19 protein-coding genes and 1 pseudogene are annotated in these 23,493 nt (G+C 59.6%); 8 read left to right on the forward strand and 12 right to left on the reverse strand.

The annotated features are described in order from the left end of the window. Nucleotides 1-103 precede the first annotated feature (103 nt). From ABIB24_RS00005 to mrdA, 7 genes and pseudogenes are all read left to right on the forward strand, one after another. A pseudogene (locus ABIB24_RS00005) lies at nt 104-184 on the forward strand (RHS repeat-associated core domain-containing protein); the annotation flags it as partial. A gap of 9 nt (nt 185-193) precedes the next feature. Beyond that, nucleotides 194-562, forward strand: coding sequence for a hypothetical protein (locus tag ABIB24_RS00010; protein ID WP_354315949.1), 369 nt, complete (start codon nt 194-196; stop codon nt 560-562). Between the two features lie 884 nt (nt 563-1,446). Continuing rightward, nucleotides 1,447-1,899, forward strand: coding sequence for a DUF6756 family protein (locus ABIB24_RS00015; RefSeq protein WP_354315950.1), 453 nt, complete (start codon nt 1,447-1,449; stop codon nt 1,897-1,899). 437 nt (nt 1,900-2,336) lie between these two features. Then, nucleotides 2,337-2,687, forward strand: a complete 351-nt coding sequence (locus ABIB24_RS00020) for a hypothetical protein (protein WP_354315951.1) — start codon at nt 2,337-2,339, stop codon at nt 2,685-2,687. Nucleotides 2,688-3,454: 767 nt separating this feature from the next. Next, nucleotides 3,455-3,709 carry a hypothetical protein gene (locus tag ABIB24_RS00025; protein WP_354315953.1) on the forward strand — a complete coding sequence of 85 codons (255 nt, stop codon included), beginning with the start codon at nt 3,455-3,457 and terminating at the stop codon, nt 3,707-3,709. Between the two features lie 180 nt (nt 3,710-3,889). Next, nucleotides 3,890-4,354, forward strand: a complete 465-nt coding sequence (locus tag ABIB24_RS00030; protein ID WP_354315954.1) for a hypothetical protein — start codon at nt 3,890-3,892, stop codon at nt 4,352-4,354. A gap of 1,243 nt (nt 4,355-5,597) precedes the next feature. After that, nucleotides 5,598-7,493 (forward strand): penicillin-binding protein 2, encoded by a 1,896-nt coding sequence (gene mrdA / locus ABIB24_RS00035; RefSeq protein ID WP_025338725.1) that lies wholly within the window; start codon nt 5,598-5,600, stop codon nt 7,491-7,493. A gap of 115 nt (nt 7,494-7,608) precedes the next feature. On the opposite strand, the gene ABIB24_RS00040 is transcribed toward mrdA, so the two are convergent. The 6 genes from ABIB24_RS00040 to ABIB24_RS00065 all read right to left on the reverse strand — a co-directional run bounded on the left by ABIB24_RS00040 (nt 7,609) and on the right by ABIB24_RS00065 (nt 14,142). Beyond that, entirely contained in the window at nt 7,609-8,982 is a 1,374-nt protein-coding gene (locus tag ABIB24_RS00040; RefSeq protein ID WP_274079042.1) for an amino acid permease, read from the reverse strand. Between the two features lie 200 nt (nt 8,983-9,182). Beyond that, nucleotides 9,183-9,890: an ABC transporter ATP-binding protein gene (locus ABIB24_RS00045; protein WP_441344402.1), complete on the reverse strand. Its 708-nt coding sequence runs from the start codon at nt 9,888-9,890 to the stop codon at nt 9,183-9,185. A gap of 5 nt (nt 9,891-9,895) precedes the next feature. Beyond that, nucleotides 9,896-10,669, reverse strand: a complete 774-nt coding sequence (locus tag ABIB24_RS00050) for an ABC transporter ATP-binding protein (RefSeq protein WP_085615268.1) — start codon at nt 10,667-10,669, stop codon at nt 9,896-9,898. Further along, complete coding sequence (locus tag ABIB24_RS00055; RefSeq protein ID WP_274079041.1) at nt 10,666-11,913, reverse strand: ABC transporter permease subunit; 1,248 nt, start codon at nt 11,911-11,913, stop codon at nt 10,666-10,668. The genes ABIB24_RS00050 and ABIB24_RS00055 overlap by 4 nt, the downstream gene beginning before the upstream one ends. Before the next feature lie 10 nt (nt 11,914-11,923). Beyond that, a complete protein-coding gene (locus tag ABIB24_RS00060) occupies nt 11,924-12,862 on the reverse strand; it encodes a branched-chain amino acid ABC transporter permease (protein WP_108481449.1) in 939 nt (312 codons plus the stop codon). A 131-nt stretch (nt 12,863-12,993) separates the two neighbouring features. Continuing rightward, the gene (locus tag ABIB24_RS00065) at nt 12,994-14,142 is read right to left on the reverse strand and encodes a branched-chain amino acid ABC transporter substrate-binding protein (RefSeq protein ID WP_230386331.1); all 1,149 of its coding nucleotides are present in this window, start codon (nt 14,140-14,142) and stop codon (nt 12,994-12,996) included. A gap of 322 nt (nt 14,143-14,464) precedes the next feature. Here ABIB24_RS00065 and ABIB24_RS00070 point away from each other — a divergent pair, with 322 nt between their 5' ends. Beyond that, nucleotides 14,465-15,190: a FadR/GntR family transcriptional regulator gene (locus ABIB24_RS00070; protein ID WP_085615260.1), complete on the forward strand. Its 726-nt coding sequence runs from the start codon at nt 14,465-14,467 to the stop codon at nt 15,188-15,190. 123 nt (nt 15,191-15,313) lie between these two features. Here the strand turns inward: ABIB24_RS00070 and ABIB24_RS00075 are convergent, their stop codons facing one another. The 6 genes from ABIB24_RS00075 to ABIB24_RS00100 form a co-directional block, all read right to left on the reverse strand. After that, nucleotides 15,314-16,762 (reverse strand): NAD-dependent succinate-semialdehyde dehydrogenase, encoded by a 1,449-nt coding sequence (locus ABIB24_RS00075; protein ID WP_274079040.1) that lies wholly within the window; start codon nt 16,760-16,762, stop codon nt 15,314-15,316. Between the two features lie 63 nt (nt 16,763-16,825). Then, nucleotides 16,826-18,511 carry a thiamine pyrophosphate-binding protein gene (locus tag ABIB24_RS00080; protein WP_274079039.1) on the reverse strand — a complete coding sequence of 562 codons (1,686 nt, stop codon included), beginning with the start codon at nt 18,509-18,511 and terminating at the stop codon, nt 16,826-16,828. A gap of 25 nt (nt 18,512-18,536) precedes the next feature. Beyond that, a complete protein-coding gene (locus tag ABIB24_RS00085; protein ID WP_108480890.1) occupies nt 18,537-19,733 on the reverse strand; it encodes an NAD(P)/FAD-dependent oxidoreductase in 1,197 nt (398 codons plus the stop codon). 30 nt (nt 19,734-19,763) lie between these two features. Beyond that, nucleotides 19,764-20,573 carry an NAD-dependent epimerase/dehydratase family protein gene (locus ABIB24_RS00090; protein WP_108480889.1) on the reverse strand — a complete coding sequence of 270 codons (810 nt, stop codon included), beginning with the start codon at nt 20,571-20,573 and terminating at the stop codon, nt 19,764-19,766. Nucleotides 20,574-20,598: 25 nt separating this feature from the next. After that, on the reverse strand, nt 20,599-21,801 hold the full coding sequence (locus ABIB24_RS00095; protein WP_274079038.1) for a pyridoxal phosphate-dependent aminotransferase: 1,203 nt from the start codon (nt 21,799-21,801) through the stop codon (nt 20,599-20,601). 3 nt (nt 21,802-21,804) lie between these two features. After that, nucleotides 21,805-23,469 (reverse strand): hydantoinase B/oxoprolinase family protein, encoded by a 1,665-nt coding sequence (locus ABIB24_RS00100; protein WP_085615248.1) that lies wholly within the window; start codon nt 23,467-23,469, stop codon nt 21,805-21,807. Nucleotides 23,470-23,493: the final 24 nt, after the last annotated feature.

Genomic DNA, 23,493 nt, shown 5'->3' on the forward strand with positions numbered 1-23,493 from the left:
TGAATTCTTCGGGGTAACGCTGACGACTCATGGCACCTCCTATTTGGGCCTCATTATGAGGCTTGGAGGTGTCTAGGAAACCAGGGGCGATTCAGTTGGACGGTTCATTGGTAAAGATCCAATAGGACTGAACGGGTGCCTAAATATATATACCTACGCACCAAATCCAATAAGCTGGATTGACCGCCTTGGTTTGAAAAAAAGCAAATGCGTATGCCTCACCGGTCCGGAGTGCAAGGCGCTATTAGATAAAATCAATAGAAAAGCAATCGGTCAAAAAAGTAGCGATGGAGGGCGAGGGCTTCTTGAGCGAATCGCTCACTTAAGGCAAGATGAATATAACCTATACGATGACGCTTATGACATTCCAGCCAATTCAGGGCCAGCAGAAGGAAAAGGTATGTATAAAGGTCATATTGATGCGGCAACGGACCTGAAGCGCGGACTCAATCGTGATATAGATTCTTACCACCGTGGAAAGTGCAAAGGTTACGCAAAAATAAGCATGACTGTTCTGCAGGCTTCGTCCGCACCAATCCCCCAAAAGCCAGATGGACGATAACAAGATGATAGATAAATTTTTGCTATTCTTAAGTCTAGAGTGCTTTGCGACCTGCATTTTCCCTTTAGCCAACAAATCAGTCTTACAAATAATCTGTAAGTGCGCACAGAATGAGGCATCCAAGATACTCAAAAGCAAAGCTGGCTATTATGAGAGGGATATGAGTAACGCCAGAATAGCCAACTCCAAATCCAGCTTACTTACTTCGCTTAGAAAGCAGGGTTTGCCGAACACGGGAATAGTCTACATTTCATATCTTTGGGACTTATTTGACCACAACACAGCAGAGCGTAAAATAATTAGCTTAACTTTCGACAGTCACATTGATCGATTACTCACACTTGACGTCCTACAACCCAGCATAACTCTTTGCGATGCTGTACAAAAATTTCATTCTGAAAACATATTTTCCTCCCATCAGAACATTGGCTCGCTGATAGAGGACTCATTTAGCAACAACACAAGCGCCTGGCTTGCAAAATTGCAGGATCCGAAACTATTCGATGGAGTAGAAGACGCAATCCAAGAATTCTCACATGAAGTACTAGAAGGCTATACAGCCTTCCCATTTTTTTGCTTGGTTGCGAAGCTATGCAGCAGGGATGAAGCAACTCAAATAATAGCAAGCTTGTCCGATAGTTTTTTGCACCATGAAGCCTCGACTACAAACCTAGTCGAGATAGTAATCCCCGGATTAAACACCCAGTGTGTTCTAACGTAAATTAATCGAGAGTTCACTTACCCGGCAAGTCGGCCCGGCATGGGACATACAACACTACGACGAGTGCCGGAATCTGGAAGGCAAAGCCACGCCACTCACTATTTTTCGAGTCCGGGACCTTTGTCTGCCACCTACTCAAATCTTGAGCGCCTGAATCGCCCCGATGAAAAGTGAGGTTACAATGCACTCGAATTTTTTAACATTCGTTGAAGAAATTTCTCAAGCACTCGACAAGCAACAGCTTTTACGCGTAGAGCCCACGCATAAAAAAGAAATCTTATCAAAAATTCAATCCACCTTTATAAAAGGCAACCCACGCGCTTGGTGGACATCATTGCGATCAAAGCCCAACATACAAAATTTTGATGACAACACCGGACATCTTCACTTATGCGAATTACCCCCAAACCCACTGGAAGATGTATGGCTGATAGCGGACGAAGACAACAAAGAAAAGCTCCTCTTTAGCCTGCCACTTAAAAATATACCTTCAATACTTGATAATTGCAGATACTTCGAATACTACATAGTTGACAAACAATTAAGCTGGATGATAGCTGAAAACGATCATGGTGATCTGATCTTCTGCAGGGCACCTGAAACAAAGCATGATTAGACGGACTGAGTTACGCCTGAGATCGGCACCATGATCCGCTGGCGGGAGGGATTCGTTAGGATACGCGTACAGTCAATACTTATCTACATACGCTTACAGCCCATACAGTAGCTAGACCCATACGAATTAGCAAACCAAAGGACGTATACAAGCGCAGGGCGCAAGGCTAGAGGATTCGGCCGTTTGTAACCAAGACCAACCATAAACGTCGCAGACGGAAAGAAAAATGCCATCCAAACTAAGAGGAAGACTGAGCGCTTGAGATTTAAATAACCGGACCAAAGCGTTTGAAAAGGACCGAACGCTATATAAACGACACTTGCAAATGCGGCGGAATCAGTACGCAAGTGAGCAGATCGTTCAAGGTAAAGGACACCAAAGGCGAGCGCGTTGATATTGAGATCATTACTGGAAGTGCATTTGAGGAGTAACCACTAATGCATGACGACTACTTGACCAACCCGAAAACCTACATGGCGCTCGAGCAGTTATTTCTTGATGCATTTATGAAAATTATTAGCACCCGCAAGAACCAGGAAGAGTACACCGCACCTTTTTACAGAACCACATACAACAACGGACAGCCTTTTGGCGATGCAAACCCAATATTCTCAGCCAGAAATGCAAAACACAAAAAAATAATTCGCATCATCATAGACGAGGACGAAAGCGAGATTTCTACAGCGTACAAAAATACCGAACATGGAGTCGAGACCATAGTATTCGGCGGGATATCAAACCTCCCGGAACTTATAGCCTCCCTAGACAAGTGGGCTAAACAACCTTAGAAATTAACAGCAAACACAAGTTGCAACTCATTGCTCTCATCACGAAATATTACGCTATAACCATGAGCGCGCAGATATTGAAATAATTTTAGACCGTACCTTCACGGAGAAATTATGTTTAAAGATTACCTTAGCAACCCAGACGCATACCAAAAACTGGAGTTATTTTTCACTTCAGCGCTCAATGAACACCTTTGCTCCAAAAAAATCAACCCAGCCAAATACCGCACACCTTACTACAACACCACATGCGTTGACGGGACACGACTAATGGAGGCCAACCCGATATTTTCTGTCCGCAACACAAGCACTCAGAATATTCTGAGAGTAGTAATCCATGAAGCCGTCAAAAGTTACTCCATAACTCACAATAAAAGAGATGGAGCCAAAGAACTATGCTTGATTATTAAGATCTCCGATTTAGTTCACGCAACTAACGATATAAATAAATGGATAGATGAGCAAGAAAACCAGGGGGTAACATAAAACAAGGGCGATGCGACAGAGTAATACTCATTAGTTATCCAGCGACAACCGCACCGACATATATTGCCCTTTAAAGCCATGTTGAATATTTTAAGCAAACGACATCATCGACCGACTGGTGAAAAGCCATGGCGGCCAGCGCGGTGGCAAGGAGAGAGAAAGCGCAACACCCGCGAGCATCAGCACTTCTTATGCGGTTTTCAAATCCACAAGTCATGTAAAAACCTGACAGAGCTTACAGGAACTGCAAAAGATATTCTTGGAGAAAAAGGATTCAATCTATGATCAAGCTCAACAACATGAGAGCATGGGGCACCGAAGTCGGTAGCGATGAAACTTTGAGGCTCGATGAGATTTCATTACTTACAACGCCAGCCATGATTCGTACCTTGGGTGTATTTTTGATAACCGCAGCTTACGAAATGGAGGAAAACGATGCTGAGCATATACATCTTCAAGATCTATCTTCTAACTTCTCGCACAAAAAACATGTTGATATGGTTTTGGTTAATCAGAATAAATTTAAAAATAGATAAGACACCAACTAAGGAGCGACATGTCGGTTCTTCCCCAGCGCTGCTGGAGCGCAGTACGGATGATGGCTGCATAGGTCGATACCGAAGGTATTCAAGGAGCCATTCAAGCACTGAGGGAGTACTGGACGTATTGGATTCCGAAACTGGCGTGCGAACCATCCGAGAGGTCATAAATAAGTCATGAAGAAAGAATCTACAAAAAAAATCTTTCAGCGAGTTGCCGCCAAGTTTGGCCTTCGCGGGAGAGACAAAACCTTTTTCATGAGACATGGCGACGCTTACTTAATAGTCAATTTGCAAAAAGCTTCCGGCACCTGCAGCTTTTACATCAATGGCGGGCTAAGCTATATAGACCTGCTTTCAAGCAGTGATTTAGTGTGCTCTCCATTTTCAGCCTACAACAACCAATCCACTCAATTCCCAATCCATGTAGACTTTAGAGCAGAAAACGTTCCCAATAGCCCCATTACGCAAGCTGGAATTGATGCCGCTGCATCTAGCCACGATGCCATAGCAATAGAAAATATAATCTTTATCGCATTAGAATCCATGATACTTTTCGCCCGCAATCATGGAGACAGAAAAGAAGTCCGCAGACTAAAGCAAGCCAAACTCTTTCCAGCAATAATAAAAAAAGAGGTTTGACGCCCTTCGATTAAACTTGTATCAAAAACCAAAACTGACAGAATCGGCACGCTTTCAAAGAAATATTTATCAGCAGAATGCAATAAAACCTGGTGTCGCCCAGGCGAACTCCACTGAAGCAACAGCGCCATACTAAATATTAATTGCGTAACTGCCTAAGATTACCTCACGGGCGACAGCAATCGTGAAGAGCTCTCAATAGCCGTCATAGCTCGTAAAAATAACCGACCACTAACACTCACCCAAAAATTCCAATGAAAATTGCAAACATAAATTATATTCACCACCTATATTACCCGCTAATCTCGATGACAGACGAAGAAATTAGCAAATTCGAAATAAACAACAGGAAAGATAGATACAGACTCTTCCGCCTAATGAGCGCACTATTGAAAACATTCGGACCAATTGCAGCAGAAAATATTTCAGACTGCCTTGAGTACGTAATCTTTACGCGGAGCTACGAAAATTACTGGCGAGATCTAATACCGCACGAAATACCTTTAGACGACGTAGATGACAAAGAAGAGTACATAAACGAACTATTTTTTGCGCTTTTTCAGCGCCCACCATTACGCCAAGAAAGTGGAAGCATAACGATTTCACAGCAAGTACCGCCTCAAGGTTTGAAAACGAACGAATAGAGGTTTATCACTCGATGCTGCAAAATAATGGCACGGGCTGTGCCCGTGTTCGCGGGATCGCCCGCTCTCGTAGAACAACACATGACTCATTGGTTCAGCGAGGTTCTGTAGGAGCAGCCTTGTGCTGCGAAGAGGCCGGTACAGCCAATAGACAGGCTTTGTCAGTACCGGCCTCTTCGCAGCACAAGGCTGCTCCTACAAAGAGCGATATTTGTTCTCTGCGCGACAGCGCAGCCCAAATGGGCTGGGCAATCTCCCTCATTGCGCCCGACAGTTTCTCCCGCAGAGGCACGCACAAGCTTTCTAGCGCTTGCCCAATACCTCCGCTCAATCACGTCCGGCTTTCAGCCAACCCCACCAACGCACTGTCGCCATGAACAAATCTTCATTTTGCTGGCGAGCGCCCTGATTGCGGGCGTGGCAGCCCTCTTCGCTTCTGCAGCCGCAGGCCTTCACCTTGAGGGGGCTCACTACCTTGCGTAGCATCACCGCCCCCCGGGGCCGCTGCGCGGCCCATTCGCGGGCACGCCCGCTCCCACAGGCGCGTGCCCACAGCGCTCACACCTCACCCAGCCACACCATCAGCAGACAGAACACCGATGCCGCAACCCATACCCCTGAAGGACCACGAAAAGGAAAAGCACCTGGTCAACCGCCGGCTTCTGGCCTGCGCCGCCCTGGTCTTCAGCCTGGTCGCCGTCCTGGTGGGCCGGCTCTATGTGCTGCAGGTGCTGCAGCACGACCAGCAGACCGCCGTATCGGAAAACAACCGCGTGCACGTGCTGCCCATCGCCCCCGAGCGCGGGCTGATCTACGACCGCAACGGCGTGGTGCTGGCCGACAACAAGCCCAGCTTCGACCTGACCATGACCCGCGAGCGGGCCGGCGGTGACACGGCCAAGGTGCTCGATACCCTGGCCCAGGTGCTGAGCCTGACCGACGACGACCGCAAGCAGTTCGACAAGGACCTGCGCCGTGGCCGCAAGCCGTTCGAGCCGGTGACCCTGATGGTCGGCCTGAGCGAAGAGCAGATCGCCCTGGTGGCGGTGAACCAGTTCCGCCTGCCAGGCCTGGAGGTGGAACCACAGTTCATCCGCGAGTACCCGCTGGCCGAGCATTTCGCCCACTCGGTGGGCTATGTGGGGCGCATCAACGAGAAAGAGGCCAAGACCCTCGACAGCACCGAATACCGGGGCACCCAGTCGATCGGCAAGACCGGCATCGAGCACTTCTACGAAAGCCAGCTGCACGGCCACGTGGGCTACGAGGAGGTCGAGACCAACGCCCAGGGCCGGGTGATGCGTGTGCTCAACCACAAGGCCCCGACCCCGGGCCAGGACATCGTCCTGACCCTGGACGCCCACCTGCAACTGGCCGCGGAAAAGGCCCTGGGTGACCGCCGCGGCTCGGTGGTGGTGCTCGACCCGGCCAATGGCGACGTGCTGGCGATGGTCAGCAACCCCAGCTTCGACCCCAACTTGTTCGTCAAGGGCATCAGCTTCAAACAGTACGCCGCCCTGCGCGATTCCATCGACCGCCCGCTGTTCAACCGCGTGCTGCGCGGCCTGTATGCGCCCGGTTCGACGGTGAAGCCGGAGGTGGCCATCGCCGGCCTCGACAGCGGCGTGATCACCCCGGGCAGCCGGGTGTTCGACCCGGGCTACTACGAGCTGCCCAACTACGACCACAAGTACCGCAACTGGAACCGCAGCGGCGATGGCTGGGTGGATATGTACACCGCCATCATGCGTTCCAACGACACCTACTTCTACGACCTGGCGCACAAGCTGGGCATCGACCGCCTGCACGACTACATGGCCGAGTTCGGCCTGGGCCAGAAGGTGTCGCTGGACATGTTCGAGGAAGCGTCCGGGCTGATGCCGTCGGCCGAGTGGAAGCGCGCCACCCGGCGCCAGGCCTGGTTCCCGGGCGAGACGCTGATCCTGGGCATCGGCCAGGGCTACATGCAGGTCACCCCGCTGCAGCTGGCCCAGGCCACCAGCCTGCTGGCGAGCAAGGGCGTGTGGCACCGCCCGCACCTGGCCATGACCGTGGGCGGCGATGCGCCGGTAGACCCCAACCCGATGCCCAATATCGTGCTGCACGACAGGCACGCCTGGGACCAGGTCAGCCAGGGCATGCAGATGGTCATGCACGACCCGCGCGGCATCGCCCGCGCTGCCGCAGCCGGTGCGCAATACCGGATTGCCGGCAAGAGCGGCACCGCGCAGGTGGTGGCGATCAAGCAGGGCGAACGCTACAACCGCGACAAGACCCTGGAGCGGCACCGCGACAATGCCCTGTTCGTCGGCTTTGCCCCGGCTGATCACCCGAGTGTGGTGGTGGCGGTGATGATCGAGAACGGTGAAGCCGGCGGGCGGGTGGCAGGGCCGGTGGTGCGGGAGGTGATGGATGCCTATCTGCTGGATGAGCAGGGGCATCTGAAGCCGGAGTATGCGGGTGGGGTAGTGCCTCGCAGCGTGCCGCACACTTAGGGTCTTTGGTGCCGCTTTGCGCCCCATCGCGACACAAGGCCGCTCCTACAAGAGACCGCGTCCGCCTGTAGGAGCGGCCTTGTGTCGCGATGGGCCGCAGAGCGGCCCCTGGTTCTCAATCCCCGTACACCGCCCTCCCCGCCATACCCACCCGCCGCCGCGTCACGCACACCAGCAGAATGAATACCGTCACTCCAGCAGTCATGAGTGCTTCATAGCGGTAAGCATCACTAAGCAGCATGTACCCCAGCACCATCAGGATGGCGCCGATAACCAGCCATGTCAGCCACGGGAACAGCCACATTTTCAGCTCCAGCTGCACACCGTCGCGTTCTGCCCGTGCCCGCATGCGCAGCTGCGAAATTGCAATCACCAGATACACCAGCAAGGCAATCGCGCCTGTGGTGGACAGCAGGAAGCTGAACACCTTGCCGGGGAACACGTAGTTGACCAGGCAGCCGGCAAACCCGGCCAGGGTCGACATCAGTACCGCCACCACCGGAACACCATTCGCGGTCACCCGCCGGGTAATGGGCAGCGCCTCGCCACGCGCCCCCAGTGAATGGAGCATGCGCGAAGCGGTATAGAGCCCCGAGTTCATGCAACTGGTCACCGCCACCAGCACCACCACATCCACCACCAGCTTGGCGCCCGGCACGTTGAGCACCTCCAGCACCCGCTGGAACGAACCCACCGCGACCAACGCGGGGTCATTCCAGGCCACCAGCGACACGACCAGAAAGATTGACGCCAGGTAGAAAACGGCGATGCGATACACCACCAGGTTGGTGGCGCGGCGGATCTTGGCCTGCGGGTTGGCGGTTTCGTCAGCAGCGATGGTGACGATCTCGGCACCAAAGAACGAGAAGATGGTGATCAGCACCCCACCCAGCACCGCACCCCAGCCATTGGGCGCGAAACCGCCATTGGCCCACAGGTGGCTCACGCCTGAGGCCTCGGCCAGTGGCCAGACACCAAACAACGCCATGCCACCGATGACGATGAAGGCCAGGATGGCTATCACCTTGACCAGGGCGAACCAGAACTCGAACTCACCGAAGTTCTTCACGCTGACCAGATTGCTGGTGGCCAGTACCGCCATGATCAGGAAGGCGAACAACCAGGATGGAACCGCCGGGAACCACGCGTGCAGGATATCGGCGCCGGCAATGGCCTCGACGGGAATGATCAGCACCCAGAACCACCAGTACAACCAGCCGATGGTGAAGCCGGCCCAGGGGCCGATGGCTTCGGCGGCATAGGTGGAAAAGGAGCCGCTGGTGGGGTTGGCCACGGCCATTTCGCCGAGCATGCGCATGACCAGCAGCACCAGCAGGCCGGTCATGGCGTAGGACACGAGAATGGCCGGGCCGGCCGAGGCGATGGCCTTGGACGAACCTATGAACAGGCCGGCGCCGATGATGCCAGCGATGGAAATCATGGAAACCTGGCGCGAGGTCAGGCCGTGTTGCAGGGATACTTGCGACATCGTTAAAACCTTTGGGGGGACCTGGCCGGGGCGGACATCGGGTATGGCCTTACCGGCCTCTTCGCGGGCAAGCCCGCTCCCACAGGTACTGCACAGGTCCCAAGGGCTGTGAAATACCTGTGGGAGCGGGCTTGCTCGCGAAGAGGCCGGCAAGACAAACACCACACCCCAGGGCAGATCCTCTTGTCATTGTGAATGGATCATTCGCCCAGGTAGGCCTTCTTCACCTGGTCGTCATGCAGCAAGGTCTTGGCACAGCCTTCCAGGCTGATGCGTCCGCCATCTATCACATAGGCGCGCTGGCAGGTCTGCAGTGCCAGCCGGGCGTTCTGCTCCACCAGCAGCAATGTCACCCCGTCCTTGACCACCTCGACGATTGTCTCGAAGATCTTCTGCACGATGATCGGCGCCAGGCCCATGGACGGTTCGTCCAGCAACAGCAGCTTGGGCCGCCCCATCAGCGCCCGGGAAATGGCCAGCATCTGTTGCTCGCCACCCGACATGGTGCCGGCCAACTGGAAAGCGCGCTCCTTCAGGCGCGGGAAGATGCCATACATGCGTTCGATATCGGCGCCGATGGCATCCTTGCCGTCACGCCGGCTGAAGGCTCCCATCTCGAGGTTTTCGTGCACAGTCAGCTTGGGAAAGATGCCCCGCCCCTCCGGCACCAGCGCCAGCCCTTCGCGGATCAGGTCATGGCCCTTGATCGCCGCATGCGCCTTGCCATCGAAGGTAATGCTACCGGCGCTAGGTTTCAGCAACCCGGCCAAGGTTTTCAGGGTGGTGGTCTTGCCTGCACCGTTCGCGCCAATCAGCGCCACCATCTCGCCCTCGCCCACTGTCAGGTCGATGCCCTTGATGGCCTGGATGGCGCCATAGCTCACCTTGAGGTCGTTCACTTGCAGAATGTTTTTCATGCCACTGCCTCCGCACCGAGGTAGGCCTCGATCACTCGTGGGTCCTTGCGCACGTCGGCCGGCAGGCCGTCGGCGATCTTGCGGCCGAATTCCAGCACGGTGATGTGGTCGCACAGGCCCATCACCAGCTTTACGTCGTGCTCGATCAACAGCACCGTCTTGCCGTCCGCCTGCATCTTGCACATCAGCTGGCGCAGGCCTTCGGTTTCCGAGGCATTCATGCCCGCCGCCGGTTCGTCGAGGGCGATCAGCTTGGGCTCGGTGGCCAGCGCCCGGGCGATTTCCAGGCGACGCTGGTCGCCATAGGAAAGGCTCTTGGCCAGCTCCCCGGCCAGGTGGCCGATGCCGACGTAGTTCAACCAGTGGCGGGCGGCCTGCCGGATTTCGCGCTCTTCACGCACGCAGGCCGGGGTACGCAGGATGGCGCCGAACACACCGCTGCGAGTGCGCACATGGCGGCCGATCATCACGTTTTCCAGGGCGGTCATGTTGTGGAACAGGCGGATGTTCTGGAAGGTGCGCGAAATGCCAGCTTCCACCACCTTGTGCGGCTTGCTGATACGCAGCGGTTTGCCGTCGAACATCACCCGCCCCTGCTCGGCCCGGTACAACCCGGTGAGCACGTTGAACAGGGTGGTCTTGCCGGCGCCGTTGGGGCCCAGCAGGCCGCGGATCTCGCCACGACGAATGCTCAAGTCGATGCCATGCAGGGCCTGCAGGCCACCGAAGAACTTGCTGACCTGATGCAGCTCGAGAAGGATGTCGCTCATGCCTTGTCCGCCTCTTTGATCGGGAGTTCGAAGGATGCTTCACTGGCCGGAGCATGCACTGCGGTGCTGAGCGCCGCAGGCACCGGCTCCGCCTCTGGGTCACCATCGTGCAGTTCGGCACGGCGGCGGTCAGACGGCCAAAGGCCTTCGGGGCGAAAACGCATCACCAGGATCAACGCCAGGCCGAACACCAGCATGCGCAGCGTCGAGGCATCCAGTACGTTGCGCAGGATGTCGCGGCTGATGAAAGTGACATTGTCCATCACCCATGGCTGGACCCAGTTGACCAGGTCGCGGAACAACTCCGGCATCACCGACAGGATCAGCGCGCCCAGCACCACGCCACGGATCGAACCCATGCCACCGAGCACCACCATGGCCAGGACCATGATCGACTCCATCAGGGTGAACGACTCGGGGCTGACAAAGCCCTGGTAGCTGGAGAACAGCACGCCGGACACGCCGCCGAAAGTGGCGCCCATGGCGAACGCCAGCAGCTTGAGGTTGCGCTTGTTCAGCCCCATGGCCTCGGCAGCCACTTCGTCCTCGCGCAGGGCCATCCAGGCACGGCCGATACGCGATACTTCCAGGCGTTTGGACAGCACGATGCTGAGGATGACGATGGCCAGGAAGAACAGGTAGTAGCTGATCACCGGCGACACTTGCAGACCGAACAGGCTCCAGCTCTGCTGCAGCGACAGCAGCGGCGCTGCACCCTCCCCCGGGGCATGCGCCCATGCTGCGCCATCCACGTGCAGCGGAGCGATGTTGCTGATGCCCTGGGGGCCATTGGTGAGGTTCACCGGTTGGTCCAGGTTGTTCATGAAAATGCGGATGATCTCGCCGAAGCCCAAGGTGACGATCGCCAGGTAATCACCGCGCAGCTTGAGCACCGGCGCGCCGATCAACACCCCACAGATGGCCGCGGCTACTGCCGCCAGCGGGATGATCACCCATACCGGCCAGTCCAGCACGCCTTCGACCAGGCCGGCCATCTGCAGGTGCGGCGAGGCAAGCAAGGCGTACAGGTAGGCACCGATGGCGTAAAAGCCGATGTAGCCCATGTCGAGCAAGCCGGCGTAGCCGATGACGATGTTCAGGCCCAACGCCAGCAACACGTAGAGCATGGCGAAGCCCAGGATGCGCACCCAGGTCGGGCCGAGCATGGGGATGGCCTCGACCAGGAACGGCAAGGCAATGAAGCCGAGGATCAACAGCAAGTATTGGCTCTTGAGGTTTTTCATGGCCGACTCCTTACGCCCGGTCAGCCTGGCGTTCGCCAAGCAGGCCGTTCGGGCGGAACAGCAGCACCAGGATCAGCACCGCGAAGGCGAAGATGTCCTGATAGTTGGCACCGAGGAAGCCACCGGTGATCTGCCCGGTGTAGCCCGCTGCCAGCGACTCGATCAGCCCCAGCAACAGGCCGCCGGCCATGGCCCCGAAAAGGTTGCCAATGCCGCCGAGCACTGCCGCCGAGAATGCCTTCAGGCCCAGCAGCAGGCCCATGTAGGCATCGGCCTGGCCGTAGTTGACCGCGCGCATTACCCCGGCGATGGCGCCCAGGCTGGCACCGATGAGGAAGGTGGCGCTGATCACCCGGTTGATGTTGATGCCCATCAGCCCGGCCACCTCCTGGTTCTGGGCGGTGGCACGCATGGCCTTGCCCAGACGGGTCTTGTCCACCAGCAGCCATAGGCCGAGCATGATCACCACCGCAATCAGCATGATCGACAGCTGCACGTTGGTAATGGTGGCGCCGAACACGTCCACCGGCTGGGTCTCGACCACCTCGGGGAAGGTCTTGTAGCCGCGCCCCCAGATCATCATCGCCAGGTTCTGCAGGGCGATGGAAATGCCGATGGCGAGAATCAGCGGGGTCAGCCGCGGGGCTTTGCGCAAGGGCCGGTAGGCGTACTTTTCCATGCCCTGGGCCAGCAGCATGCACACCACCACCGCAGCCATGATCGCCAGCAGCAAGGTGATGATGCCTGGGGCAAAACCTGCGCCCGCGAGCATCGTCAGTACCGAAATGGTCACCATGGCGCCGACCATCACCACCTCGCCATGGGCGAAGTTGATCAGGCCGATGATGCCGTAGACCATGGTGTAGCCCAAGGCTACCAGGGCATAGATGCTGCCCAGCACCAGGCCGTTGAGGACCTGTTGCAACAAGATATCGAAATTACCGTCCACGCGCTGAATCCTCGAAACTGCGTTGTCGTCGGCGCGCGGCGGCTCAGCGCCACACGCCGACAGGCCTGGCAGGTGGGAAAAGTCTTCTTGTTATGTGGCAGGCCGGCGCCTGCTTGTTATGGGGGTGGCGCTCAGTCGCGCTGGACCGACAGGGTTTTCCAGCCGCCGTCGGCGAACTGGAACACGGTAGCCGCCGGGTTCTTCAGGTTGCCTTGATCATCGAAGGCGATGGTGCCGGTGACGCCTTCGTAGCTCTGGCTCTTGAGCACTGGCAGGTACACTTTGGGGTCGTCGGAGCCGGCCTTGACCATGGCGTTGATCGCTGCCCAGGTGGCGTCATACGCGGCTGGCGACGACTGCACTACGCCCACGCCGAACTTGTCCTTGAGCTTCTGCTCGAAGGCCGCGCCCTTGGGCATGTCCAGCAGCGGCGTGCCGTAGTTCCAGGCGTAGGTGCCCTCGGCGGCGCTGCCGGCCATCTGCCTGAACGAGTCGTTGGGCAGGTTGCCGATGTTCATGAAGCGCGCCTTCAGGCCAAGATTCTTCATCTGCTTGGCCATCGGTGCGGCCTGGTAGTCGAGGGCGGCGAAGAACACCGCATCGGCCTTCTGTGCCTTGGCGGTGGTGAGAATGGCGTTGAAGTCGGTGGACTTGTCGTTGGTGTACTCGCGCACCACCACATTACCGCCGGCAGCCTTGACTGCCTTGGTCACCTCGTCGGCCAGGCCCTGGCCGTAAGCGGTGCGGTCATCGAAAATGGCGATGCGCTGGGCCTTGAGCTGGCTGACCAGGTAGTTGCCAGCGTAGCGGCCCAGGGTGGCATCGTCGTTGACGGTACGGAACACCGAAGGGATGCCCTGGCGGGTCAAGGTGGGGTTGGTGGCCGAGGGCGAGATCTGCGGGATGCCGGCGGCGGCGTAAATCTTCGAGGCGGGGATACTGGTGCCGGAGTTGTAATGGCCGATCACCACCGCCACTTTCGAGTCCACCAGGCGTTGCGCGACCGCCGTGCCGGTGCGCGGGTCGGCGACATCGTCTTCGGAGACCAGTTTGAACCGGGCGACCTTGTCGCCGATCTTCAGTTGCTGTTCGTTGGCTTCATCAACGGCAATCTGGATGCCGTGCTCGACATCCTGTCCCTGGTGCGCCGAAGGGCCGGTCAGGGGGCCGGCGAAGCCGATCCTGACGATTTCACTGTCTGCTGCGTTTGCCGTCCCCATGGCCATCAGCAACGTTACCGCGGTCGCGAGGGCTGCACGCCCTCCCTTGTTGTTATTCATGCTCAGCTCCCAGTAGTGATTGGACGAACCTCGACATCGCTTACCGCATGCGAATTGGCCGGAACGCCATCGCACTTGTAAGATAACAGTCAGCAGGCAACTGTCAATGGGTGTATGCTTGAGCCGTGGTTAAAATTTACAGGCATGCGTGGAGACCTGTTCGGGGGGAAGCCCGCTCCTACAGATCAGATGTTTGATAACATATGCCTACAACATCACCGCTGGTTGGCTACGGATCCCGCCGCAAGGGGCATGAGGGCTGCGCGCAACCTGCCGGAGAATCAACCGTGATGAGCCAATCAGTTTCAGGAGCAACTCTTTTATGAATGCGTCGTTAGGCACGCGTCGCGCCAATCTGGCGGAAACCGTGATCCAGGAGCTTTCCGGCCGGATCGACAACGGCACCTACGGCCCGGGCGACAAGCTGCCGTCCGAACAGGAGCTGTGCAAGGAATTCAACGTCAGCCGCCCGGTCATCCGTGAGGCGGTAGCCTCGCTGCGCCTGGGTGGGCGCCTGATCGCCCGCCAGGGCGTGGGCGTTTTCGTGGTCGAGCAGGACGTGAAACGCATCGGCTTTGCCATCGACAGCGTGGTTGATGACGTGCGTGCCGCCGCGCAGATCCTGGAACTGCGCCTGGGGATCGAAACCGAGTCGGTGGCCCGCGCAGCGGAGCGCCGCAGCCCGGCCAGCATGGCGGCAATCACCGAGGCATTCGACCGTTTCAACTCACTGGACGGTGCCACGCAGGAGGAAGAAGCCAGGGCCGACTTCGAATTCCACCTGGCAATTGCCCGTGCCACCAACAACCCGCACTTCACCCAGCTGCTGGAAGCGTTGGGCCCGGACATCATCCTCGACCTGAACCTCAAGCATGGGCAGGTGACGGGCAAGAACCGCCAGGCGCACATCAAGAAGATCGGCCGAGAGCACGGGGCGATCCTCTCGGCAATCAGCATGGGCGATGTGGCCAGTGCGCGCACGGCGCTGCGCAAGCACCTGGAAGAAAGCTTGTCGCGGTATCAGCGGTTGCTCGACAGCAAGGCCTGATGGCTATCCTGTACCGGCCGCTGCGCGGCCAAGGCCGCTCCCACAGGGATCACGCATTACCTGAAGGAGCGGCCTTGGCCGCGCAGAGGCCAGCACAGGCAGCATCAGCGGCCCGGAATCACCTCAAAGCCCCAGGCACACATACTTGACCTCGAGGTAATCCTCGATCCCGTAGCGCGACCCTTCCCTACCCAAGCCCGAAGCCTTCACCCCACCAAACGGCGCCACCTCGGTCGCCACCACGCCGACGTTGACCCCGACCATCCCATACTCCAACGCCTCGGACACCCGCCAGATTCGCCCGACATCCCGCGCATACAGGTAGCAGGCGAGGCCGAACTCGGTGTCGTTGGCCTGGGCAATCACCTCCTCCTCGCTACCGAAGCGGAAGATCGGCGCCACCGGCCCGAAGATCTCCTCGCGTGCCACGCGCATGTCCGGCGTCACATCCGCCAGCAAGGTCGGCTCGAAAAACGCCTCGCCCAGCGCATGCCGGCGCCCACCGGCCAGCACCCGTGCCCCGGCCTCCACCGCTTCACCCACCAGCCGCTCGACACCACTGGCAGCACGCCCGTCGATCATAGGCCCGACCTGGGTCCCGGGCGCATCGCCCCGCCCCACCACCAGCTCAGCCACGCGCTCGGCAAAGCGCGCCACGAAGCGCTCGTAGATACCACCCTGAACATAGAACCGGTTGGCGCACACGCAGGTCTGCCCGCTGTTGCGGAACTTGGCGATCAGCGCCCCCTCCACGGCTTTTTCCAGGTCGGCATCATCGAACACGATGAACGGCGCATTGCCACCCAGCTCCATGGTCACCTTCTTCACCGTCGCCGCCGACTGCTGCAGCAACTGGATGCCGATGGGCGTGGAGCCGGTGAACGACAACTTGCGCACCACCGGGCTGGCCGTCAGCTCCCCGCCGATGGCCGCCGAGTCACCAGTCACCACGCCTAGCACGCCCGCAGGGATACCAGCGCGTTCGGCCAGCACGCACAGCGCCAGCGCGCTGAACGGAGTTTGCGAGGCCGGCTTGAGCACCAGCGTGCAACCCGCCGCCAAAGCCGGCGCCGCCTTACGGGTGATCATCGCCGCCGGAAAATTCCATGGCGTAATCGCCGCGCAGACGCCAATCGGCTCTTTGGTGACGATCAACCGACGATCAGCGCTCGGCGAAGGAATTACATCACCATAAATGCGCTTGCCCTCTTCTGCATAAAACTCCACATAGGCTGCCGCAAAGGCAATCTCGCCACGGGACTCGGCTAGCGGCTTGCCCTGTTCGGCCGTCATGATGCACGCCAGGTCCTCCTGGTGGGCGAGGATTTCGCGGAACCAGGCCTGCAGCCGGGCAGCACGCTCCTTGGCAGCAAGCGCCCGCCAAGCCGGCAAGGCACGTTCGGCAGCGGCGATGGCGCGACGGGTTTCATCCGCCCCCATGCGCGGCACATGGCCGAGCACTTCGCCGCTGGCCGGGTTGGTCACGGCAATGCGCTGACCACTGTCGGCCGCCAGCCATTTTCCGTCGATATAGCAAACTTCACGCAGCAGATCACGATCGGCAAGGTTCATGTCGATTGACTCGTTCGAAAAAGGAAAAAAGGTGGGGCCGTACCGCGCCCCACCTGAGGCGAATCAGCGCTTGGCTTGCATGGCCTTGTCGCGGATCTGGCTGAGGGTCATGCGCGGGGTCAGGGCTTCGGGGTCGACCTGCACTTCGATCAGCGCCGGCTTGCCAGAAGCCTGGCAACGCTCGAAAGCGGCAGCGAAGTCCTCGGTGCGGGTGACGGTTTCACCGTGCAGCCCATAGGCACGCGCCAGGGCGGCGAAGTCTGGGTTGTGCAGCTCGGTGCCGGACACCCGCCCCGGGTAGCTGCGCTCCTGGTGCATGCGGATAGTGCCGTACATGCCGTTGTTGACCACCACGGTGATCAGGCGGGCGTCGTAGTGCGCCGCCGTGGCCAGCTCCTGGCCATTCATCAGGAAGCAGCCGTCACCGGCAAATGCCACCACAGTACGTTGCGGATAGGTCAGCTTGGCTGCCACCGCCGCCGGCACGCCATACCCCATGGACCCGTTGGTTGGCCCGAGCAACGTGCGGAACACACGGTGCTGGTAACCGCGATGCACCCAGCCGGTGTAGTTGCCGGCACCGCAGGTGAGAATGCTGTCGGCCGGCAGGGTCTTGTTCAGCCAGGCAATCACTTCGCTCATCTGCACATCGCCCGGCGAGCGTGGCGTTTCGAAGTTGCCACGGTAGCCGCTGTTCAGGCTCGCGACCCAGTCGGCGAACGCCTCGGGGCGCGCGGCTGGCAACGCAGCCGCCTGGCTCAGGAAGCTGGCCGGCCCGGCATTGATGCCCAAGGTCGGCTGGTACACCCTGCCGATTTCCTCGGCACTGGCGTGCACATGCACCAGCGCCTGTTTCGGCGTCGGAATGTCGACAAGCGCATAACCGCCTGTGGTCATCTCGCCCAGGCGCGCGCCCACCACGATCAGCAGGTCCGACTGCTTCACCGCCTCGACCAGTACCGGCCCGGCAGCCAGCCCGAGGTCGCCGGCATAGTGCGAGTCGGTGTTGTCGAACAGGTCCTGGCAACGGAACGAAGCTGCCAGCGGCAGGTTCTGCACCTGCACGAAGCGCTTCAGGTCGGCCACCGCCTGGTCGTTCCAGCCGCCACCACCGGCAATCACCAGCGGCTTGCTGGCGTTGCCCAGCAGGGCCTGCAGCTCGCCCAGCGCCTGTGGCGCCGGGGCGGCTTCGACGCGTCGCGCCGGACGCGCATCGGCCACCTGCACCAGGTCGGTCAGCATGTCCTCCGGCAAGGCGATCACCACCGGGCCGGGGCGGCCGCTGATGGCACGCTGAAAGGCCTGGTTGACCAGCTCGGGAATGCGCGCGGCATCGTCGATCTGCACCACCCACTTGGCCATCTGGCCGAACATGCGTCGGTAGTCCACTTCCTGGAAGGCTTCGCGCTCGATCTGGTCGCGGGCCACCTGGCCGATGAACAGCAGCATCGGCGTAGAGTCCTGAAACGCCGTGTGCAAGCCCACCGAGGCATTGGTGGCGCCGGGGCCACGGGTGACGAAGCAGATGCCCGGCTTGCCGGTCAGCTTGCCGTAGGCCTCGGCCATGTATGCCGCACCACCCTCCTGGCGACAAACGATCAGGTCGATTTCATCCTGCACATCGTGCAACGCATCCAGCACTGCCAGGTAACTCTCGCCCGGCACGCAGAAGGCGCGCTCGACACCATTCACCCGCAGGGCATCGACCAGCACCTGGCCGCCACTGCGCTTCACTTCGGAGTTGCTCATTGTTGTTCTCCCTCAGGCGCTGCGGTCAGATGACCGAATCTTCCAGGAACGGTTTGTTGTCGATTACCCGCTGGTAACTCAGCGCACCCAGATCAAGCGAACGGTAGCCGCCATAGGTGATGAGTTCGGACAGCCCACGGCCGATGGCCGGTGCCTGCTGCAGGCCATGGCCGCTGAAGCCGTTGCAGAACAGGAAGTTGCCCACCTCGTTGTGCGGACCGACGATGGCGTTGTGGTCGAGCACGCAGAAGTCATAGTGCCCGGCCCAGAAGTTGACCACCTTGATGCCTTCGAACGCCGGCACGCGCTCCGCAAGAATCGGCCACACCTCCTCGTCGAACTCCTCGTGCAATACGTCAAAGTCTTCGAAGTCGACTTCCGGGTCGTTTTTCGGGTAGGTGCCGCCCAGGTAGAACTTGCCTTCAGGGCGGAAGAACACACCGGTCGGGTCGATGGTCAGCGGCACGGTACCTTCCAGCGGGGTGCGGCAGTCGAACACGAACAGCGAACGGCGGCGTGGCTCAACCGGAATATCCAGGCCGGCCATACGAGCGACCTTGGTGCCACGTGTGCCGGCGCAGTTGACCAGCAGGCCGCAGCCGATACGCTCGCCACTGCCCAGTTGCACACCGGTGATGCGCTCGCCTTCACGCTGGATACCGACCACTTCGTTCTCGATATACTCGATGCCCATCGAGCGCGCCTTGCGGCGGAAGCCATTGAGCATGCCCAAGCTGTCGAACCACCCTTCGCCGCTCTGGCCATAGCTGGCACCGGCCAGGCTGTCGATGTTGACCCAGGGGAACTTGCGTTGCAGTTGCTCGGGGTCGAGCAGACGTACATCGGCACCGTGGGATACCTGGGTATCGTGCAGGCGGCGCAGCACTTCATAACCTTTGTCGTCACCGAGGAACAGGTAACCGTTCTCGTGAAAGGCCAGGTCCGGGCGATCGCCGTCCACTTCCATCACCTCCGGGAAGTTGCGCACGAACTCGGCGCCGAACCTGGAGATCTCGATGTTGATCGGGTTGGAGAACTGTTGGCGGATCGAGCTGCTGGACAGCGCGGTGGCTGACTTGTTGTAGGTCCAGTCGCGCTCGATGACCAGCACCGAACCTTTGAAATCCGGGTTGTTGGCCAGGAAATAGGCGGTGGCGCTGCCGTTGACCGCGCCGCCGACGATCACCACATCGTAATTCTGTTGTTTAGCGGTGGAAGCCATGTAATGCACTCTCTGCTGATGTGGAGATATCTACTTGTCTTCGAAGTGCCCGGCACCAGCGAAGTTGCCGCCGTGGTAGCGCGCGGCCGGTTCGTTCGGGTGCAGCGGCGGGTGCTCGGCCAGGACCTTGTCGCGGTAGTCGTCAGCACTGTCCTTGGGCACGTAGCCAAGCGACGAAGCCAGGCGGTTGTCCCACAGGCTTTCGCGGTTGGCCGACATGCCATAGACGATCATGTGCCCGACCCGCGGCGCCAGCAGCGAGCGCTCGGTGAGCTGGGCGAAGTCGTCGAACGACAGCCAGGTGGCGAGCATGCGCCGGTCCAGAGGCTCGGGGAATGACGAACCGATGCGCAGGTTGACCGACTCGATGGCGAACTTGTCCCAGTAGTAGCGGCCCAGGTCCTCGGCAAAGCACTTGCTGACGCCATACAGGCTGTCGGGGCGGTGCGCAGCGGTAGCGTCGATGGTCTCGGTGCGGTCATGGAAGCCGATGGCGTGGTTGGAGCTGGTGTACACCACCCGCTTGACGCCATTGCGCCGCGCAGCTTCGTAGATGTTGTAGGTACCGACGATGTTGCCGTTGAGGATCTTCTCGAAAGTGTCCTCCACCGGCACGCCACCGGCATGCACGATGGCGTCGACACCTTCGGTCAACGGCAGCACGTCGTTGAAGTTGGCCAGGTCGCAACGCACCAATTGCTCATGGGGTGCAGCGTGGCCCATGTCAGCGATGTCGGTCAGGCGCAGCTCATCGGCGAAGGCTGCCAGGTGCTTGCGCAGCACACTGCCCAGGCGCCCGGCGGCGCCGGTGATCAGCAGGCGTTTGAAAGGCTTGCTCATGTGTTACCTCGATTGCTTGGTGGGCTCAGGACAGCGCCGCGAACGCGTCGCGCAGCTGCCCCAGGGCTTGTTCCAGTTCCTGCCGCGATGTGGCGAACGACAGACGAATGTAGGGCTCCAGGCCAAACGCCGAACCCGGCACGGTGGCGACCTTGCCGACCCGCAACAGGTAGGCCGCAAGGTCCGCATCGTTGCCAATGACCTGGCCATCTGGCGTGCGCTTGCCAATGAAGGCACTGACCTCGGGGAACGCATAGAACGCGCCCTGCGGCATCTGCAATTGCAGGCCCGGGATCTGCGCCAGCCCCTGTACCACCAGCGCACCGCGCGCCTGATACTCGCGGTTGGCGTCACGCACGAAGTCCTGCGGCCCATTCAACGCCGCCACCGCCGCCAGCTGCGAGATGCTCGACGGGCAGGTGGTCGTCTGCGACTGGGTCTTGTTCATCGCCACGATCAGGTCCTTGGGGCCTGCCGCGTAACCCAGCCGATAGCCGGTCATGGCATAGGCCTTGGAAACGCCGTTGATCAGCAAGGTGCGCTCGCGCAACTGCGGGCAGGCGGTAACGAAGGACACGAACGGCTGGTCGCCCAACACGATGTGCTCGTAGATCTCGTCGGAAATCACCAGCACCTTGGGGTGGCGCTCCAGTACCTTGCCCAGTGCTGCGAACTCTTCACGGGTGAAGATCGCCCCGCTCGGATTGTTCGGCGAGTTGAGCATCACCCAGCGGGTACGCGGGGTGATCGCCGCCTCCAGCTGCTCGGGGCGCAGCTTGAAGCCCTGCTCGGCAGTGCACGGGATGACCCTGGGCACGCCACCGTTGAGCATGGCCATGTCGGTGTACGACACCCAGTAAGGTGCCGGGGTGATTACCTCGTCACCCGGCTCGAGGGTGGCGAGGAAGGCGTTGAACAGCAGTTGCTTGGCACCGTTGCCCACACAGATTTCGTCCAACCCATAGACCAGGTCGTTTTCCCGGGCGAACTTGTCGACGATGGCTTGGCGCAACACCTCCAGGCCGTTGGGCCCGGTGTAGTGGTTGTTGCCTGCCAGCATCGCCTGGTAGGCGGCTGCGATCACATGAGCCGGTACGTTGTAATCCGGCTCGCCGAGCGCCAGGTTGATCACCGGCTCGCCCTGGGCCAGCATCTGTTTGGCCAGCACCGACACGGCCATGCTCGGTGAGCTTTTTACCGCGCGCACGCGGCTGCTTTGCACATCCATCGTCTAGCACTCCTGGGCGGCGTCGAAGCCGTAGTCGTTGCGCGCCTGCTCGGCGCTGATGTAGCCAAAGCGCAGGTCGCGCTCGACCTGCTGGCGGTCGCGTTGACGCGGGTCGCCATAGCCACCACCACCCGGCAGGCGCAACACCAGGCGGCGCTCGGCCGGCACGAACTGCTGGCCCTTGCCGCGCAGCAGGCTGCCGTCATCCAGGCCGACATAACCTTCGGCGCCCTGCTTGCCACCCTCCAGGCCGCGGGCGGCATGCTGGATGCGATCGAACATGGCGCTGAAGCGGAAGCTGTAGCCCGCGGCCGCCGACACTTCAATCTCCTGCCCCAGGCCGCCGCGTAGTTGGCCGGCACCACCGGAGCCTTCACGCAGCTCCTTGCGCCACACCACCACCGGGCCGGCGTGTTCTGTGGCTTCCACCGGCATGGTGTGCACACCACTGGGGAATGCCGTGGCGCTCAGGCCATCCATCGCTGAACGCGCCCCCATGCCGCCGCTGTTGAACATCAGCATCTCGGCATTGCGACCGTTCGGGTTGCTCTCCAGCGGGCGCACGCTCAGGTGCAGGTTCCACAAGGCGCTGGCCCCCTCGGCCGGCACCTTGCCCGGCAGGCACTTATGCAGTGCCCCCAACACCAGGTCGGGCACGAAGTGACCCAGCACATGGCGCACCGACACCGGCGCCGGGTGCTTGGCATTGAGGATGCAGCCCTCGGGCGCAGTGACCTCGAACGGCGCCAGCGAGGCAGTGTTGTTGGGGATTTCCGGCGCCACGATGCACTTGAGGCCATAACAGGCGTAGGCCTTGGCATAGCCCAGGGGCACGTTGATGCCGAACTGGCTCATGCCCGAGGTGCCAGTGAAGTCGCTCTTGATGCCATCGGGGCCTACAGTGATGGTTACCGCCAGGGTCACCGGCACATCGTAACCATCGAGGGTCATGCTGTTGCTGTAGGTGCCATGCGGCAGCGCCTTGAAGCACTCCAGCGTGGCGCGGCGGCTGTGTTCGAGGATGAAGCCACCAATGTGCTCCAGGTCATCCAGCCTGAACTCTTCGAGCATGTCGATCAGGCGCTTGTGACCAGTCTCGTTGCACGCCGACAGCGCATAGAAGTCGCCCACCACCCGGTCGTTCTCGCGTACGTTGTTGCGCAGTATGTTTATCAGGTCGCGGTTGACCTTGCCGCGCTCGAACAGCTTCATGATCGGGATGAACAGGCCTTCCTCGTATACCTCGCGGGCGTCCGGGCCAAAGCCACGGCCACCGATGTCGACCACGTGGGCGGTACTGGCAAAGTAACCAATCAGCCTGCCCTTGTAGAACGACGGCGAAACGATGGTGATGTCGTGCAGGTGGCCGGTACCCTTCCACGGGTCGTTGGTCACATATACGTCGCCTTCGAAGATGTTGTCTTCGCCGATGTCGTTGATGAAGTGCACCACCGCCTCGGCCATGGTATTGACGTGGCCGGGGGTGCCGGTGACGGCCTGGGCCAGCATGTTGCCGGCGCGGTCGAACACCCCGGCAGACAGGTCGCCGGCCTCGCGCACGCTGGTGGAGAATGCGGTGCGGATCAGGGTCAGGGCCTGCTCTTCGACCACCGAGACCAGGCGGTTCCACATCACCTGCATTTGAATGTCGATCAAAGTATCGCTCATGGTTCTGGCTTCCGAATTCAGGCG

This window comes from Pseudomonas sp. UYEF17 (assembly GCF_040546125.1).
Lineage (GTDB): Bacteria > Pseudomonadota > Gammaproteobacteria > Pseudomonadales > Pseudomonadaceae > Aquipseudomonas > Aquipseudomonas putida_Z.

Bases quoted from the DNA above. Each gene is read 5' to 3' on its own strand.
- ABIB24_RS00015 (WP_354315950.1), top strand. From the start codon at position 1,447: ATGAAAAGTGAGGTTACAATGCACTCGAATTTTTTAACATTCGTTGAA.
- ABIB24_RS00020 (WP_354315951.1), top strand. From the start codon at position 2,337: ATGCATGACGACTACTTGACCAACCCGAAAACCTACATGGCGCTCGAG.
- ABIB24_RS00025 (WP_354315953.1), top strand. From the start codon at position 3,455: ATGATCAAGCTCAACAACATGAGAGCATGGGGCACCGAAGTCGGTAGC.
- ABIB24_RS00030 (WP_354315954.1), top strand. From the start codon at position 3,890: ATGAAGAAAGAATCTACAAAAAAAATCTTTCAGCGAGTTGCCGCCAAG.
- mrdA (WP_025338725.1), top strand. From the start codon at position 5,598: ATGCCGCAACCCATACCCCTGAAGGACCACGAAAAGGAAAAGCACCTG.
- ABIB24_RS00040 (WP_274079042.1), bottom strand. From the start codon at position 8,982: ATGTCGCAAGTATCCCTGCAACACGGCCTGACCTCGCGCCAGGTTTCC.
- ABIB24_RS00050 (WP_085615268.1), bottom strand. From the start codon at position 10,669: ATGAGCGACATCCTTCTCGAGCTGCATCAGGTCAGCAAGTTCTTCGGT.
- ABIB24_RS00055 (WP_274079041.1), bottom strand. From the start codon at position 11,913: ATGAAAAACCTCAAGAGCCAATACTTGCTGTTGATCCTCGGCTTCATT.
- ABIB24_RS00065 (WP_230386331.1), bottom strand. From the start codon at position 14,142: ATGAATAACAACAAGGGAGGGCGTGCAGCCCTCGCGACCGCGGTAACG.
- ABIB24_RS00070 (WP_085615260.1), top strand. From the start codon at position 14,465: ATGAATGCGTCGTTAGGCACGCGTCGCGCCAATCTGGCGGAAACCGTG.
- ABIB24_RS00075 (WP_274079040.1), bottom strand. From the start codon at position 16,762: ATGAACCTTGCCGATCGTGATCTGCTGCGTGAAGTTTGCTATATCGAC.
- ABIB24_RS00080 (WP_274079039.1), bottom strand. From the start codon at position 18,511: ATGAGCAACTCCGAAGTGAAGCGCAGTGGCGGCCAGGTGCTGGTCGAT.
- ABIB24_RS00085 (WP_108480890.1), bottom strand. From the start codon at position 19,733: ATGGCTTCCACCGCTAAACAACAGAATTACGATGTGGTGATCGTCGGC.
- ABIB24_RS00090 (WP_108480889.1), bottom strand. From the start codon at position 20,573: ATGAGCAAGCCTTTCAAACGCCTGCTGATCACCGGCGCCGCCGGGCGC.
- ABIB24_RS00095 (WP_274079038.1), bottom strand. From the start codon at position 21,801: ATGGATGTGCAAAGCAGCCGCGTGCGCGCGGTAAAAAGCTCACCGAGC.
- ABIB24_RS00100 (WP_085615248.1), bottom strand. From the start codon at position 23,469: ATGAGCGATACTTTGATCGACATTCAAATGCAGGTGATGTGGAACCGC.